The 16,192-nt window shown below is 73.4% G+C and carries 10 protein-coding genes; 5 read left to right on the top strand and 5 right to left on the bottom strand.

What is annotated here, in order from left to right; genetic code table 11:
• Window positions 1–55 precede the first annotated feature (55 nt).
• Window positions 56–1,111 carry a glutathione S-transferase family protein gene (locus GIS00_RS17770; RefSeq protein ID WP_154769807.1) on the bottom strand — a complete coding sequence of 352 codons (1,056 nt, stop codon included), beginning with the start codon at window positions 1,109–1,111 and terminating at the stop codon, window positions 56–58.
• Window positions 1,112–1,478: 367 nt separating this feature from the next.
• On the opposite strand from GIS00_RS17770, the gene GIS00_RS17765 reads away from it, so the two are divergent.
• Window positions 1,479–1,694 (top strand): hypothetical protein, encoded by a 216-nt coding sequence (locus tag GIS00_RS17765; protein WP_154769806.1) that lies wholly within the window; start codon window positions 1,479–1,481, stop codon window positions 1,692–1,694.
• A 67-nt stretch (window positions 1,695–1,761) separates the two neighbouring features.
• On the opposite strand, the gene GIS00_RS26975 is transcribed toward GIS00_RS17765, so the two are convergent.
• Window positions 1,762–2,709, bottom strand: coding sequence for a DMT family transporter (locus tag GIS00_RS26975; protein ID WP_196073339.1), 948 nt, complete (start codon window positions 2,707–2,709; stop codon window positions 1,762–1,764).
• Window positions 2,710–3,225: 516 nt separating this feature from the next.
• Between GIS00_RS26975 and GIS00_RS17755 the strand changes: the two genes are divergently transcribed.
• Window positions 3,226–6,309, top strand: a complete 3,084-nt coding sequence (locus GIS00_RS17755) for a helix-turn-helix transcriptional regulator (protein WP_154769804.1) — start codon at window positions 3,226–3,228, stop codon at window positions 6,307–6,309.
• Here GIS00_RS17755 and GIS00_RS17750 read toward each other — a convergent pair.
• Entirely contained in the window at window positions 6,291–9,305 is a 3,015-nt protein-coding gene (locus GIS00_RS17750; protein WP_154769803.1) for a helix-turn-helix transcriptional regulator, read from the bottom strand. The genes GIS00_RS17755 and GIS00_RS17750 overlap by 19 nt on opposite strands.
• 159 nt (window positions 9,306–9,464) lie before the next feature.
• On the opposite strand from GIS00_RS17750, the gene GIS00_RS17745 reads away from it, so the two are divergent.
• Together GIS00_RS17745 and GIS00_RS17740 are read left to right on the top strand one after the other, a co-directional pair.
• A complete protein-coding gene (locus GIS00_RS17745; protein ID WP_154769802.1) occupies window positions 9,465–11,396 on the top strand; it encodes a M13 family metallopeptidase in 1,932 nt (643 codons plus the stop codon).
• A gap of 367 nt (window positions 11,397–11,763) precedes the next feature.
• The gene (locus GIS00_RS17740) at window positions 11,764–11,967 is read left to right on the top strand and encodes a cold-shock protein (protein ID WP_154769801.1); all 204 of its coding nucleotides are present in this window, start codon (window positions 11,764–11,766) and stop codon (window positions 11,965–11,967) included.
• Window positions 11,968–12,044: 77 nt separating this feature from the next.
• On the opposite strand, the gene GIS00_RS17735 is transcribed toward GIS00_RS17740, so the two are convergent.
• Both GIS00_RS17735 and GIS00_RS29055 read right to left on the bottom strand, forming a co-directional pair.
• A complete protein-coding gene (locus tag GIS00_RS17735; protein WP_322098084.1) occupies window positions 12,045–12,836 on the bottom strand; it encodes an Fpg/Nei family DNA glycosylase in 792 nt (263 codons plus the stop codon).
• A 216-nt stretch (window positions 12,837–13,052) separates the two neighbouring features.
• Window positions 13,053–14,549 carry a dihydroorotase gene (locus GIS00_RS29055; protein ID WP_322098083.1) on the bottom strand — a complete coding sequence of 499 codons (1,497 nt, stop codon included), beginning with the start codon at window positions 14,547–14,549 and terminating at the stop codon, window positions 13,053–13,055.
• Window positions 14,550–14,712: 163 nt separating this feature from the next.
• Between GIS00_RS29055 and GIS00_RS17725 the strand changes: the two genes are divergently transcribed.
• Window positions 14,713–16,161 (top strand): FAD-dependent oxidoreductase, encoded by a 1,449-nt coding sequence (locus tag GIS00_RS17725; protein WP_154769800.1) that lies wholly within the window; start codon window positions 14,713–14,715, stop codon window positions 16,159–16,161.
• Window positions 16,162–16,192: the final 31 nt, after the last annotated feature.

Here is a 16,192-nt window from a genome sequence, read left to right as displayed (position 1 = left end):
CGAGCGTAGAGCAGGCGATCATGGCCACCGAGCGGCGCGGGGTGTCAGGTACCTGTCAGCCGAGCGGTACCCAGTGGTCGGCGGGCACGATCTCCGACGGGATCGGCGGCGGCGGCGGGGTGCCGTCGCCGAACGGCCGGCCGCTGAGCTCCTCGCGGTGGTGCGGGGTCAGCCAGTTCGTGAGATCCGGTCCGTCCGGCACGATCTGCGTCGGGTTGATGTCGGTGTGCACCACGTAGTAGTGCCGCTTGATGTGCACGAAGTCGATGGAGTCACCGAACCCCGGCGTCTGGAACAGGTCCCGCGCGTAGGCCCACAGCACCGGCATCTCGGACAGCTTCTGCCGGTTGCACTTGAAATGGCCGTGGTAGACGGGATCGAACCGGACCAGGGTGGTGAACAGCCGGACGTCGGCCTCGGTGATGGTGTCGCCCACCAGGTACCGCTGCGTGGCCAGCCGCGCGGTGAGCTGGTCCAGCCGGTCGAACAAGCGGGTGTACGCCTTGTCGTAGGCCTCCTGCGAGCCGGCGAACCCGCAGCGGTAGACGCCGTTGTTGACGTCCTTGAAGATCCCCAGCGCGACCTCGTCGATCTCCGCGCGCAGGTGCTCCGGGTAGAGGTCCGGGGCACCTTCGCGGTGGAAGGCCTTCCACTCGGTGGACAGGTCCAGGGTGATCTGCGGGTAGTCGTTGGTGACGACCGCACCGGTCGGGATGTCGACCATCGCCGGCACCGTGATCCCGCGCGGGTACTCCGGGTCGCGTCGGAAGTAGGCGTCCTGCAACCGCGGGATGCCGAGTACCGGGTCGACCCCGCCGGGGTCGAGATCGAAGGTCCAGCTGCGCTTGTCGTGCGTCGGACCGCAGATGCCCATGGACAGGACGTCCTCCAGGCCGAGCAGCCGGCGGACGATGATCGCCCGGTTCGCCCACGGGCACGCCCGGGCCACCACCAGCCGGTAGCGCCCCGGTTCGACCGGGAAGCCGTCGCGCCCGTCGGCGGTGATCCGGGTGGTGATGTAGTTCGTGTCCCGCTTGAACTCGGTCCCGCCGGTCACGTACGCGCCCTTGGTCGAGAACTCCTGGGTGCCGCTGCTGGTCTCCGTGGTCATGCCCGTCCTTCCGCCCGCTGTCCACCACCAAGTCTATGCGCAGGCATGGAAATTGGCAGCTCGCTGGTCCGGTTCCCCGGGCGGGGTCCCGTCATTCCGGTGCCGCAGGGCACGGGTACGCCGGCCTGGCGTCCCGGCAGCGGAACCGTGGTCGCCGCGTTCTGCTCCCCGAACGAGTGGCCGGGAAGGCGAACGGGTGACCGATTGCACCCGTTCTGCCGGTTCTGGGGTGTGAGAACCCTGATGGGGGGAAGATGGTGTTTGCCCGGAGATCACTGTGTGCAATACCTGCAATTCCTACGTGCAGTGCAGTGCAGTGCGGGTGGGCAACGGGGGACGGCAGGCACAGGGGGACAGGAGCGATCGGATGGAAGCGGACGGCACGAGCGAGGACCGACTCGCGGCCTGGCTCGCCGCGCAGATCAGCGCGCACGACCGGGGTGAGCTCACCGACGACCAGGTGTCCCTGCTGGACCAGACCCTGCCGACCTGGCGGGACCCGCGAACCCGCAGCCTCTACGGACTCCCGCCGGCCGGTCCGGCCGCGCCGCAGGCCCGCGCCGGTGAGGGCATCCCGGACTGAGGGCATCCCGGACTGAGGGGAACGGTCCGTACCGCGGCGGGGCCTGCCCGGTGACGTGGCGGAGCGGTCAGCGGGGCGCGATCGGCGCGACGACCTCGGTGGGTCCCGCTCCTTCCCGGCCGACGGCGGACGGCCCGGTCCGATCCGAAGCGGCGCGTCGTGCCGGCAGCTCGACGACCAGCACGGCACCGATCAGCAGCACCGCCCCGACCACGGTCGAGGTGGTCAGCGGCGCGCCCAGCACGGCGGCAGTGACCCCGGCGACCGCCGGTTCCAGGGCGAGCAGCACGGCCGCCCGGCTCGCCGACACCCGCGCCTGACCCCAGCTGAGCAGCAGCATCGCCGCTGCGGTGGCCAGCACGGCCAGGAACAGGACCGCGGCCCAGGCACCCGGTGCGGACGGCAGCTGCGGCAACGGCCCGGAGCCGGTCAGCGTCCCGCCGACGGCGACCACGGCCAGGGCCAGCACGGCGACCGTCACCACCTGGATGCGGGCGTAGGCGGCGCTGGTGGCCGGGGTGCACCAGCGGGAGAGCAGCACCAGGTGCACACCCCAGAGCGCCGCGGACACCAGGGTGAGCAGCTCACCCGGGCCGAACCCGCCGCTGCGGAAGGAGAGCAGGGCCAGCCCGCCGACGGTGACCAGCACGCCCGTCCAGATGGTCCCGGTGATCCGCTCGCGGAAGACCAGCCAGGCGGTCAGCGGCGCGAACACCACCAGCAGGCTGGTCAGGAAGCCGGACATCAGCGCGTCGGTCATGGTCAGCGCCCACGCCTGCAGCAGGAAGCCGGCACCGAGCACGGCGCCGAGCGCCACCGCCCGCCGGCGGTCCCGGCCGGTGATCCGGGTTGCCCGGCGTCCCCGGGACCTGACCGCTGCGACGGCGACGAGGACGACGGCGCCGAGACCGAACCGCCAGGCCACCAGGTCGGCGGCGGCCATCCCGTCGACGGCGTGCTCGGTGACGGCGAAGGTGACGCCCCAGATCAGCGCGGTCGCCAGCAGCGCGATCACCGGGAACCGCCCCGCGGGCCCTGATCGGCCCGGTCGGCGCAGCGGTCGCCCCGGATCGGGTGGTGCGGGGCGTGCGGGCAGCGGATGGTGCGGCGTCGGACCATGGCCACCAGAGGTGGACCGGGGAGCCCGGTGATACGGCATCGAGCCCACCGGCCCCGGCTGTGGCACCCGGATCACCCGGACGCCGGAGCCGGCCGCGCCGATGACCGGGCGCGCGGCACCGTCCGGAACGGTCCGCACCCGGGCGGGGCGGAAGGCTGCGGCCGGCGGAGTGAGGGTGGCATGCAGCTCCGGTCCGCGGGCGGGGAGCAGCGGGGTGGTGGGCACGGGAGTTCCTCTCGACGACCGGCGGGACCGTCCGCGCCGTGTGCCCACCATCGGTGCCGGGTGCTGCGCGGCGACTGAGCAAGACCTACCCAATTCGTCGAGGGGCAGTGTCCTGACCTGGGCCGGAGCAGTCAGATCCGTGCGCACCACCGTCGGGTCCGGTGAGATCGGGCGAGCATCCACGGCATGGCCCATCCACACCGGCACCCGCTGCCGCAGCCGGTCCCGGCGGCGGTCCACGAGATCGCCGGCCCGTCCGGCCCGGTCCGCCTGCCGCCGTTGGCCGGCCGGCTGCTGGCGGTGCTGCTCGACCGCCCGGGAGCGGAACTGAGTACCGGCGAGATCGCCATGGTGCTGTGGCGGGACACGGACCGGCCCGCCGAACCGGCGGCCGCCGTGCACACGGCGATGGGACGGCTGCGTGCCGCCCTGCCCGCCGGTGCGGTGGCCCGCGGGCGCCGCGGCTACGTCCTGGCCGAGCCGCCCGAGGTGGTCCGCCGGCTGCCCGCACCTGGTGCCCGACCCGTGCCCGGTGCCCGACCGGCGCTCCGCCCGGTCCCGTCCGGCCCGGCGGGCGGGCCGACCACGTCGGCATCCCGGGCCGGGCCGGGATCGGGGCCGGAGCGGCCGTCGGTCGGGCGGGCGGCGGAACGCGAGGACTTCGTCGGGCTGCTGACCACCGGCGGGCCCGGGTTGCTGCTGCGCGGCCCGGCCGGGATCGGCAAGACCCACCTGGCCGAGGACCTGCTGGCGACCGCGGAGTCGCTGGGGTGGCCGACGGTGCTGCTCCGCTGCCGGTCGGCGATCGCCGACGTCCCGCTGGCGGCGTTCGCGCCGCTGCTCGGCGGTGACGGGGTCGCACCCGGTGCCGACGGCGGGCCGCTCGCGCTCCTGCTGGCGGTCCGCGGCGCGATCGGGAGGTGGCGGGGCGCCGGGCGGCTGCTGATCGGCCTCGATGACGTCGACATGCTGGATGCCACCTCGCTGCTGTTGCTGGACCAGCTCATCGCGGAACGCGCGCTCCTCCCGATCGCCACCAGCCGGTCCGGCGCCACCCTGCCGGAGACGGTCGCCCGGTGGTGCGACGAGGGCTCGCTGGTCGTCCGCGAGGTGGCGCCGCTGTCCGCCGGGCAGGCGGCCGAGCTGGGCGCGACGGTCACCGGGGACGCATTGAGCCCGGACGAGTCGGCGCGGCTGCACCGACTGGCCGGCGGCAACCCGCTGCATGCGCTGGCGGTCATCCGGGCCGGTGCGCACCGTTCCGGGGCGGCGCCCGGGGTCGGCCTGCGGGAGTTCGTCGCCCGGCGGTTGCAGGGGCTCTCCGGCGTCGAGGAGAACGCCCTCCGGCTGATCGCGCTCGGCGAGCCGCTCTCGCCCGCGATGGCCGAGGAACTCGTCGGCGAAGAGGTGCTGACGGTCCTGGAGCGGGACGGGCTGATCGCGGTGGCCGATCACCGGCTGCCCGGGAAGGACGTCCGCAGCACGGATCTCGGGGTCGCCCACCCGCTGTACGGCGAGGTGCTGCGGGCCGGTACCTCGCCGCTGGCCGCCCGCGCCGCGTACCGCCGCTTGCTCTCCGCTGCGGAGCGCGTCCCGGAGGCCGGCCGGCCCGGCCCGCTGCGCCGGGCCGGCTGGGCGTCGGAGTCTGGCCTCGGCTGCCCGCCGGAGGTGCTCGCCGCCGCTGTCGCCGAGGCGGCGCGGGCCGGCGATGCCGATGCCGTGGAACAGCTCTCGCGGCTCGCCTGGGTCGACCACCAGGTCATCGGGGCCGGCGTCCGGTGGCTGTCCACCGCGCTCGACCGGCATCCGGTCGACGCCGACCGGCGGTCCGCCCGGATCGCGGTGCTGGCAGCCGCCCGCCGCGGCGGGGCGGAGGACCGGATGGCGGCCGAGCTGCTGCGGTTCCGGGAACTGCTCTGGTGCGTCGGCGACGTCCCCGCGGCCGGTCAGCTGGTCCGGGACTGGTCGGCCAGGGCCGGCGCCGAGGGCGGGATGGGCAGGGCTGCAAGCGCTCTCGCGCTGGCGCTGCAGGGTCGGGCGGAACGGGCCCTGGACCTGTCGCTGCCACTGGTCGATGCCGAGCGGCCGGCGGTCCGTGCGGCGGCGTCCCTCGCCGCCGTCCGGTCGCACACCCATCTCGGTGCTTTCGACGCCGCGCTGCAGCTCATCGACGGGTACGAACGGGCGGGCCGCTCCGACGGGGTCGAGGACGACCACTGGTCCGGTGCCCTGCTCGGCGAGGCGGCCGCGGGCCTGGACATCGCTGCGGCACAGGTGCTCCCGCTGATCCAGGCCGGTCGCTGCCGTGAGGCGGAGACCGTCGCGGCCGAGGTGCACGAGCGGGCCCGGACGACCGGCAACCGGGTGGCCCGCGGGACGGCGGCGCTGATGTGGGGGGAGGCACTGGCCTTCCGTGGCCTGCTGGTCCCCGGTCTCGCGCGGCAGCTCGAGGCGGTGTCGCTGTTCCGGGTGGCCGGGCACCGGGTCCGGGAGCGCTGGGCCTGCGAGTTCGCCGTGCTGCTCGCCGCGACCATCCGTGAGGACGCCACCGTGGATGCCCTGCTGCAGCGCATCTCGGAGTTGGTGGAGCTACCCGGGATCTGGGGTCACCGCGTCGATTTCGCCCGCGCCGAGCAGTCCGCGTCCCGGCGGGACATGTCCGGTGCGGTGACCCACCAACGCCTGGCGGTGATCGGAGCGAGGAGGAACGGTGCCGTTTTCGAAGAGTCCTACATGGCCGATGCGATCGTGTACTTCGGTGACCCGGGGGAGGTGGTCGGCCGGATGTCGGAGCTGGGCGACCGGCTCGGCGGGCTGGCGGCCGTGCTGGCCGGTGCCGCACGTGGCATGCACCGCCGGGATCCCGCAGTGCTGCAGGAGTTCTCGATGCAGTTGCACGACTGCGGGGTCGAGGACTACGCGGTCCGGGCGGCCGCCTGCACGGCGGAGGCATGGGCCGCCGCCGGTGACCAGCGCTCCGCCACCGGGTGGGCCGGACGGGCCGCCGAGTGGATGGCGGTGTGCGAACTCGGCAACGCGACGGTGCCCGCGCCGCTGCTGCTGGTCGAGCCGTTGACCTCCCGGGAGCGGGAGATCGCCGACCTGGCCGCCGGTGGCGCCGGTTCCCGGGCGATCGCGGAGCGGTTGATGCTGTCCCCGCGCACGGTCGACAACCATCTGGCCCGGGCCTACGACAAACTCGGCATCAGGTCCCGGACGCAGCTGGCCGGGGTGATCGGCGCGCCCGGTGGCTACAGCACCGGACGCTGAGCGTGCCGACCCGCCTGCTCCCGCCGGGCGAGCGAGACCTCCCGACCCAACTCGGATCTCGAGTTGATGCCGAGCTTGCCGAAGATCCGCCGGAGATGGTTGTCCACCGTCCGCTGCGACAGGAAGAGGGTGCTGCCGATCTCCCTGCTGGTCATCCGGTCCGCGACCAGCTCGGCGATCTGCCGCTCCCGGTCGGTCAACGCCTGCAACAGGCTGCCGCCGTGGGAGCCGGTGGGGGACCCGCCGTCCTCGGACCGGCCGGGGCGGACCACGGTCGGCCGGGACAGCGCGGCCCGGGCCTGGCCGGCGGACACCTGTGCTCCGCAGCGTTCCAGCACGTCGGCGGCCGAGGCGAACGCACGGTCGGCCTCTGCCCGTCGTCCGGCGGCCGCGAGCACCCGGCCGAGCACCGTGCGGCTGCGTGCCGCCTCCACCGGCGTACCGGCGGCCGCGGCCGACTCCTCGGAGGCACGGGCCTCGGCGAGCGCCCGGTCGGCGTCGCCCCGCGCGAGGTGGAGCAGGGCGCCCGCCCGGTGCGCCCACACCGGGCCCAGGCCCGGGCCGACCTGCGCGGCCACGGACGAGGCCGCAGCGGCGGCCGCCGCCGCGGCATCCAGGTCCCCGCGGCCGATCTCGGCGGCGGTCAGCTCGCAGAGCGCGGCGCACCGCCAGAACCCGCCGATGGCCATCACCTCCGGGCCGCCGCACTCGGCCAGCAGCAGGTCGGCGGCGGCCGCCGGGTGGCCCTCGTCCTGCAACACCCCGGCGAGCACGAAGGCCGGGTACCCGCTCAGTACGTTGTCCTGCAGGGCGGTCATCAGCGCCCGGCTCTCCTCGGCGTGCCGGCGGGCCGCGACCAGGTCGCCGGCGACGAGGTCGGCGAAGGCGAGGTTCATCAGGGTCCAGGACAACCGGAAGCCGTCGCCGGACAACCGGGTCGTCTCCACGGCGCGGCGGAGTCGTTCCAGTGCGTCGTCGAGCCTGCCGAGCATGGTCTCGGCGAAACCCCGTCCCAGCTCCAGCACCGGGATCGCCGGCCGGCGGCCGGACAGCCCGGCCACCCGGACCCCTCGGTCGGCCAGTTCCACCAGGTCCTGCCAACGCTCCAGGTACATCGCGGCGAAGACCAGGAAGACCAGGGTGTCGTGCTGCCCGCCCAACCCGGCATCCGGCAGCACGGCGACCAGCGCCAGCGCGTCGTCGAAGGCCGCCCCCGATTCCTCCTGCGGCCGCCCGGTGAACGCCAGGTCGAAGGCGACGAGGGCCAGCCCGGCCGCCAGTGCGCCGCGATCGTCCAGCTCCCGGGCGGTGGCCACCACCCGTGGCGCCCACCGCGTGCGGGCCGGGTTGTGCCGGAAGAAGTCGCCCGTGGCCAGGCCGAGCATCACCTGCAGCGCCGCGGGTGACGACGGGTCCGGCAGCCGGCGCAGGGTGTCCTGCAGCCGCGCCTCCGCCTCGGCCCCGCGCCCGAGCAGGTACTCGAGCTCCGCACAGCGCAGGTCGATCCCGACACCGACCGGGTCGACCGGGCCAGTGTCTGTCGGGGCTGTCGGGGCTGTCGGGCCTGTCGTGGCGGCCGGGGCGTGCCGGACCCGGTGCAGGTCGGCGGCGGTGATCAGCCGATCCCGGGCCGCCTCCAGCCGCCCGGCCGCGGCCTCCGCAGTGGCCAGCTCGACCAGGACCGGCACCTTCTCCGGGTGCCCGTCGCCGAGCAGGCCGGCGGCGGAGGACAGTCGTGCGACGGCGGTCCGCGGGGCGGTGGACAGGGCAGCGGCGGCGGCACGCCGCAGCACCTGCACCGCCTGCAGGTCGCCGGGTGCCGCGCACAGCGCCAGGTGATGTGCGGCCACCGCGTCGCCCAGGCCGGCGGCGAGGGCGTGGTCGGCGATCCGCCGGTGCGCCGCCAGCCGCCACCCCGGGCCGGTCCCGTCGTAGACGGCTGCCCGGATCAGCGGGTGCCGGGACGAGAAGCGGCGCAACGTCAGTGCGGCATCGGCGGGCCGGATCAGGTCGGCCTCGACCAGCACGTCGATCGCCACCCGGGTGCGGTCCGACCCGGGATCCAGACCGGCGGCGACGGCGGCCGGGCCGATGTCGAACGGGTCACCGGCGACCGCGGCGCCGCGCAGCAGTGCGACGGCGTCCTCCGGCAGCCGGTGCAACTCGCCGTCGACGAGTGCGGCGACCGCCGCCGGGGTGCCGACGGGGTCGTCGACGGTCTCCGGTCCGGGCGGCCCCGCCGGCCCCGCCGGCCCGCGGGTCAGGGCCTCCACCAGCAACGGCACCCCGCCGCTGAGCCGGTGCAGCCGGCGGGCCGCCCGTTCGTCGCCCTCCCCGGCCAGCGCTGCCGACTCCTGGACGTTCAGCGGCGCGAGATCCCACCGCCGGCCGCGTGATCCACCCACGGCCGCGGCGATCTCCTGGGCCAGGTTCTCCGGCAGCGGGGTGCGGCGTGCGGCCACCACGAACAGCACCCGGCCGCCCGGCGGCCGGCGGAGCAGGGCGGCCAGCAGATCCGCCGAGGCCGGGTCCGCCCACTGGACGTCGTCGAGCAGTACGACGCACGGCCGGCGCCGGCCGCGGACGGAGAGCAGGGATCGCACCGCCTCCTGGATGCGCAGCCGGTCCTCGGCGCCCGCAGGCCCGCCGCCACCCTCCGCGGTACCGGCCACCGGGTCGGTCAGGAAGAGATCGAGATCGGCCCGCAGCGCCGTCGCCCGGCTGCCGAGGGCGTGGGCCGACGGCCCGAGCGCGTCGATCCAGCAGGCGTACGGCAGCTCCTGCTCGTACTGCGACGAGCGGGCGCCGACCACCGCGATGCCGCGGTCCCGGGCCTGGTCCCGGATCACCTCCAACAGCCGCGTCTTGCCGATGCCGGGCTCGCCGGACACCAGCACCACCGTCGGGGCCGTCCCGTCCAGCAGCGTCCGCAGCACCTCGTCGATCCGGCGCAGCTCCGACGCGCGGCCGAGCAGCGGCCGGTCCGGGGCGTCCATGAGGACATCCTGATCATGGAGCCGACTGTTGTCACCCCTCGCCCGCCCGGTTGTCACCCCTCGCCCCACCGGTGTCAGCTTCACCCCGCCGGGACCGGCGGTAGCGTGACGGACAGGACGGCCCGTGGACGTTCCGGGCCGAGCGAGAGGAGCACCGGCATGACCCAGGGCACCACCGTGCGCCCGCAGGACGACCTGTTCGCCGCGGTCAACGCGGACTGGACGGCATCCACCGAGATCCCCGACGACCAGTCGATCCACGGAGCGATCCACGAGCTGCGGGACGCGGCCGAGGACGCCTGCCGGACGATCATCGAGCAGTGCGCGGCGGCCCCCGGCGCGCCCGGCGGCCCGTCGCAGCTGATCGGCGACCTGTGGACCAGCTTCATGGACGTGGCCGCGGTCGAGGAGCGCGGCTTCGCGCCGATCGCCGACGACCTGGCGAAGGTGCGGTCGCTCACCGACGTGGTCGGCTTCCTGCGGCTGCTCGGCGAGCTGCAGACCGGCGGCGTGTCCGGCGTCTTCGGCTATGCCGTGGACAACGACGCCGACGACCCGGAGCACTACCTCCCGCACCTCTACCAGGGCGGCCTCGGGCTGCCCGACGAGTCCTTCTACAAGGCCGACGAGTACGCCGCCATCCGGACCGCCTACGTCGGCCACATCGAGCGGGCGCTGACCCTGGCCGGTATCCCGGACGCCGCCGACGTTGCCGCCGACATCATGGCGCTGGAAACGGATCTCGCGGCCGGGCACTGGGACCGGGTGCGCTCCCGTGACCGCAGCCAGACGCACAACCCGATGACCTACGAGCAGCTCACCGACCTGCTGCCGGCGGAGTACTGGACGGCCTGGCGGGAGGGCATCGCCGCGGGCGAGAAGGCGCTGTCCCGGGTCGAGGTGATGCAGCCCGGCTTCTTCGAGGTGCTGCGCACGCTGCTGGTCGACGAACGGCTGGGGCAGTGGAAGAACTGGCTCACCTTCAAGGTGGTCCGCAGCCTGGCGCCGTACGGGCCGGCCGCGCTGGTCGAGGAGAACTTCGACTTCTACGGGCGCACCCTGTCCGGCACCCCGCAGCTGCGCGAGCGGTGGAAACGCGGGGTCGCGCTGGTCGAGGGCGCGGTCGGCGAGGCGCTCGGCGAACTCTATGTGCAGCAGCACTTCTCGCCGACCGCCAAGGAGCGGATGGACGAGCTGGTAGGTCACCTGTTGGCGGCCTACCGGCACAACATCGTCGCGCTGCCGTGGATGACCGAGGCCACCAAGGAACGGGCGCTGGACAAGCTGGCCACGTTCAACCCGAAGATCGGCTATCCCACCACCTTCCGTGACTACGCCGGACTGGTGATCGCGGCCGACGACCTGCTGGGCAACGTCCGCCGGTCGACCGCGGGCGAGTGGGCGCGCGAGCAGGACAAGCTCGGCACCGAGGTGGACCGCGACGAGTGGTTCATGACCCCGCAGACGGTCAACGCCTACTACAACCCCGGGATGAACGAGATCGTCTTCCCGGCGGCGATCCTGCAGGCCCCGTTCTTCGACCCGTCCGCGTCGGACGCGGTGAACTTCGGCGGGATCGGCGCGGTCATCGGCCACGAGATCGGGCACGGCTTCGACGACCAGGGCTCCAAGTACGACGGCACCGGTGCGCTCAAGGACTGGTGGACCGGCGACGACCGGGCCGCCTTCGAGGCCCTGACCGGGCGGTTGATCGCGCAGTACGACGCGCTGTCGCCGGCCGGGGCGGACGGCCGGCACGTGAACGGATCCCTGACCATCGGCGAGAACATCGGCGACCTGGGCGGACTGGGCATCGCCTTCCAGGCCTGGCGGATGGCCGCCGGCATCCCGGACGGCGATCCGGTGGACGCGACCCAGGCGCAGGCCTTCTTCGCCAACTGGGCCCGGGCCTGGCGGACGAAGACCCGTCCGGAGGAGGTCCAGCGGCGGCTCGCGCTCGACCCGCACTCGCCGCCGGAGTTCCGCTGCAACCAGGTGGTGCGCAACCTCGACGAGTTCTACGCGGCGTTCGACGTACAGCCGGACGACGAACTGTGGCTGGATCCGGCGGAGCGCGTGCGGATCTGGTGAGGTCCGGCTCCTGCGCCGCTGGGCCTCGCTCCCGGTGCGCTGTGCCGCCCGTCACGCCGTTTCGGCAGGTACGGGCGTCGGAGCGGCGTACCGTGGGGTGAGGCAGAGGTCGACGCGGCGCCGGTGCGCACCCGACCGGTCGCAGTGCGCCATCGCCCGGCCTCGCCATCCGTCGCGGGTTGTGCGACACTGTTCACAGTTGGAACAGCAGGATCCGTGTTCTTCTTTGTTTTTCCGTGTCACACGCCGTGACCCCCCGGGGCCAGGGTGCAGCGCCGATGAATCTCGAAGACCTCGACATCGATGGCCAACTACCGATTCCGGGCAAGGTGCCCGGATGACATCGATCTCTCAAGGAGATTCAGCAATGGCACAGGGAACTGTGAAGTGGTTCAACGCGGAGAAGGGCTACGGCTTCATCACCCCCGATGACGGCAGCGCCGACGTCTTCGTGCACTACTCGGAGATCCAGACCACGGGTTACCGCACCCTGGAGGAGAACCAGAAGGTCACCTACACCGTCGGCCAGGGCAACAAGGGCCCGCAGGCCACCGCGGTCAGCGTCGTCTGAGACATCTGATCTGATCGGGAGCCCCGGTCGCCGGTCCACACGGACCGCGACCGGGGCTTCCGGCGTTTCCGGGACCGTCAGACGGCCTGGCAGCGGGGGCACCAGAAGAGGTTCCGGCCGACCATCACCTCGGTGGCGACCGGCGTGCCGCACAGTCGGCAGGGCAACCCGGTGCGCCGGTACACGTAGACCGCCTCGGCCCGGCTCAGCGCGCCGCGCTTGCGCGGCCGGTCCTCCGGGCGGACGGTGACGATCCGGCCGGACCGCACCCCGGCCTTCATCAGGACGACCAGGTCCTCCCACATCGCGTCCCAGGTCCCGCGATCCAGCAGCTTCCCGGCGCGGAACGGGTTCACCCCGTGCCGGAAGAGGATCTCGGCCCGGTAGACGTTGCCGATCCCGGCGACCACCTTCTGGTCCATCAGCAGCGCGCCGATCGCCGTGCTGCTGCGCGAGATCCGGTGGAACGCACGATCCGGCTCGGCATCGGCGCGCAGCGGGTCCGGTCCCAGCCGGGCGAGCAGCGCGGTGAGCTGCAGCGGGTCGACCATCTCGCAGGCGGTGGGCCCACGGAGGTCGGTCCAGGCGTCCTCGGTGGTCAGCCGCAGGCGCAGGGCGCCGCGGGGGTCCGGCGGTTCGCCGGTGCCGGCGGTGAACTTGCCGAACAGGCCGAGGTGGATGTGCAGCACCTGCCCGCCGCTGTAGTGGTGGAACAGGTGCTTGCCGACGGCCTCGGCCCGGTGCAGCGTGTGCCCGTCGATCGATGCCGGATCGAAACGGCCCTGCGGACTCTCGGCGTGCACGACCTGCCCGCCGAACACCTTCCGGTGCTCGCGGGCCAGCCGGTGCAGCGTGTGCCCCTCAGGCACGGTCGCCCCGGTCCGGGCGCCCGGCCCCGCAGTTCTCGATCACCCCGGCACTCTAGGTGCTCCCCCCGACACCCCGCCCCCACCCGCCCCCGGCGCGAGGATCTTCTTCGCAAGCGCGCACGAAAGTGGCGACTCCTGCCCCACCCGTCCCATTTCGCGCAACTTCACACGCGTCGAGGATCTTGATCCTCGCGGGACGGGTGGGGGGGAGGAGGGTCAGCGGCCGGTGGGGCGGTGCAGGTACTGGCCGACGGGCTCGCCGACGACCACGCCGTCGGTGACGATCCGGGTGCCGCGGAGGAAGACGTCGTCGACCCGGGCGGTCATCGGGATGCCCTCGAAAGGCGTGTAGCCCTGGGTGCTCTCGGAGTCGGCGGCGTGCACGGTCCAGGAGGTCGACGGGTCGACCAGCACCACGTCGGCGTCCTTGCCGACCTCGATCGCGCCCTTGGTGGGCAGGCCGTACCGGGCCGCCGGGTTCGCCGAGAGCAGCTTCGCCATCTTCCCGTAGGACAGGCCGCGCTTGGAGCCTTCGGTGACCAGGGCCGGCAGCAGGTACTCGGTACCGCCGAAGCCGGACTTCGCCAGCCAGACGTCCTCGGTGTCCTCGCCGAACTTCGACTCCGCCTTGCAGCACGCGTGGTCGGAGACGACCCAGTCGACATCACCCGCCAGCACGTGCGTCCAGAGCGCCTCGACATCGGCCGACGAGCGGAGCGGCGGGTTCACCTTGCCGCCGACGCCGTGCGCGGTGTCGTAGCTGGTGACCAGGTGGCCGATGGTCACCTCGCGGCGGAAGTCGACGTGCGGGAAGGTCGCCTGCATCAGCATCGCGGCCTCCATGGCCACCGCCGAGGACAGGTGCAGCAGGTTGATCGTCGGCAGCCCGGTGGCGTGCGCCAGGTACGAGGCGATGGTGACGGCCAGTCCCTCGGAATGCGGCGGCCGGGAGGCGCTGTAGGCCTCCAGGCCGGTCAGCGAGCCGTCCTCCTCGACGATCTTCGTGTAGGCGCGCATGATCTCGGCCGTCTCGCAGTGCAGCGATAGCGAGACCTGGTCCGCGACATCGGCCGGCAGCGCCTCGCGGGCCGCCTGGATGCCGCGCATGACGAACTCGAAGTGGGCGTAGTCGTACGACTCGTCCTCCGGGATCATCAGGAACGAGGACTGGCTGGACGACCGGCCGTGCAGCCCGTGGCTGCCGTAGAACATGAAGATCTTGAACGACGTGATGCCGTGCTCGGAGATCAGCGCCGGGATCTCCGAGATGTGCTCCTTGGACATGGGTGCCAGGTGGAAGGCGTAGTCCACGTGGGCGCGACCCTGCGCCAGGGACAGCATCTCGGGCACCAGGTCGGCGTACGCGCCGCCCTTGTTGAGGTAGTACTGCCCGGACCGGAAGTAGGTCAGGCCGGTGGTCACGCCGCCCTGCGCCGCCGCCCGCGACTCGGTCGCGGTGTCCTCCTCGAGCGGGTTGTAGATGCCCCAGTGCTGGTGGGCGTCCACCACGCCGGGGAAGGCCAGCCGGCCGCGACCGTCGACGACGGTGGTCGAGGGACCGGCGGCCAGGTCCGGCCCGATCTCCGTGATCACCCCGCCGGAGATGGCGATGTCGCCGGCCGCCGGCTCGTCGCTGCCGTGGTGCACCACGAGCACGTTGCGGATGACGGTGTCCGGGACCGATGCGGGTTCCGGGCTCACTGCTGCAGACACGTTCCTACCTCCTGGGGGCGATCTGGGGTCGATGGTGGGCCATATCGGCGCGATTTGTCACGCTGTGCGGGACGCTGTTTCGACAGCCGTAACAAATGGGAGGTTAGCTGTCCTCAGTGAACGGCGGATCACCCGCCCCCGCACACACCGAGGAGAAACACGGATGAAGCCGGACGAGGGCCCGGATCTGCTGGTGGCGGGCGCGGGTGGCGGGCTCGCCGGCGCGCTGCGGGCCCACGGACTGGGCCTGTCGGTGCTCGTCGTCGAGGCGGGCGCGGCATTCCGGCGCAGCAACAACACATCGATGTCCACTGCGATGATCCCCGGCCCGGGCTCCCGCTTCCAACGTGAAGCCGGTCTCACCGACTCCCCGGAGACCTTCCTGGCCGACGTGCGGCGCAAGACGCACGACGACGTCGACGAGGTGGTGGCCACGACGGTCGCCGGCGTGGGCGCCCGGCTCGTCGAGTGGCTGGCCGACGACATCGGTCTGCCCATCGAGCTCGTCACCGACTTCGACTACCCGGGGCACAGCGTGCACCGCTGCCACACCGTGCCCGGCCGCTCCGGCGCGTCGATGCTCGGCATGCTGGCCGACGCCGTGGAGCAGGCCGGCATCGACGTGCTGGCCCCCGCGCGGCTGGTCGACGTCGCCCCGGCGGTCGACGGGGTGACCGTCGCGACGCTGGAGTACCCGGACGGCAGCACCGAGCAGATCGGGTGCGGTGCGGTGCTTCTCGCCACCAACGGCTACGGTGCCGACCAGGAGCTGGTGCAGCGGCACATCCCGGAGATCGCCGGCGCCGTCTACCACGGCAGCGAGCACTCGCGGGGGGACGCGCTGCGCATCGGCGAGCGGCTGGGAGCGGCCACCGGCTACCTGGACGGGTACCAGGGGCACGGCGGGCTGACCGCCGGCACCGGCACGCTGACCACCTGGGCCACCGTGATGCTCGGCGGGGTGGTGGTGAACCGGGACGGCGAGCGGTTCGCCGACGAGACCCAGGGCTACTCGGAGTTCGCCCGGCTCGAGCTCGGTCAGCCGGACGCCTTCGCCGCCGTGGTCTTCGACGAACGGATCCACCTGGCCTGCAGCGTGTTCGAGGACTACCGGCAGACGCAGCTGATGAACGGGCTGCGCAGCGCCGACACCCTGGCCGGCCTCGCGGAGCAGCTCGGCGTCCCGGCCGGGTCACTCACCGCGACCCTCGAGCAGGTGGCCACCGTGGTCACCGGCGGTGCGGCCGATCCGCACGGCCGCACCGGCTGGCCGGCGGCACCCCTGCAGGGACCCTGGTACGGCGTCCGGGTGCAGCCGGCGCTGTTCCACACCCAGGGCGGCCTGCGGGTCGACGACGGCGCGCGGGTGCTGGACGGGGCCGGGGCCCCGATCCCGGGTCTGTACGCGGCCGGCGGCGCCGCCGTCGGCATCTCCGGCCACGGTCCGGCCGGATATCTGGCCGGCAACGGCCTGCTGACCGCGCTCGGGCTGAGCTTCGTTGCCGCCGAGACCGCTGCGCAGGCCGCCGCTGTCGTCGCCGATCCGGCAGGCGGCGCGACCGGCGTCACCCCGGACGTTACGTCTGGGTTACCGCTCGCCCGCAGCCGTTGACCTGACGGTCGCGAAGGTCCAGTCTCAAATT

The sequence above is a fragment of the Nakamurella alba genome (assembly GCF_009707545.1).
Taxonomy (GTDB): domain Bacteria; phylum Actinomycetota; class Actinomycetes; order Mycobacteriales; family Nakamurellaceae; genus Nakamurella; species Nakamurella alba.
The sequence above is the reverse complement of the archived record's forward strand: the minus strand, read 5'-3'. Positions and strand labels throughout refer to the sequence as shown.

Coding starts and splice junctions, on each gene's coding strand:
- GIS00_RS17750 (WP_154769803.1), bottom strand. CDS start 9,305: ATGGACGCCCCGGACCGGCCGCTGCTCGGCCGCGCGTCGGAGCTGCGC.
- GIS00_RS17725 (WP_154769800.1), top strand. CDS start 14,713: ATGAAGCCGGACGAGGGCCCGGATCTGCTGGTGGCGGGCGCGGGTGGC.
- GIS00_RS17755 (WP_154769804.1), top strand. CDS start 3,226: ATGGCCCATCCACACCGGCACCCGCTGCCGCAGCCGGTCCCGGCGGCG.
- GIS00_RS17765 (WP_154769806.1), top strand. CDS start 1,479: ATGGAAGCGGACGGCACGAGCGAGGACCGACTCGCGGCCTGGCTCGCC.
- GIS00_RS17745 (WP_154769802.1), top strand. CDS start 9,465: ATGACCCAGGGCACCACCGTGCGCCCGCAGGACGACCTGTTCGCCGCG.
- GIS00_RS17740 (WP_154769801.1), top strand. CDS start 11,764: ATGGCACAGGGAACTGTGAAGTGGTTCAACGCGGAGAAGGGCTACGGC.
- GIS00_RS17770 (WP_154769807.1), bottom strand. CDS start 1,111: ATGACCACGGAGACCAGCAGCGGCACCCAGGAGTTCTCGACCAAGGGC.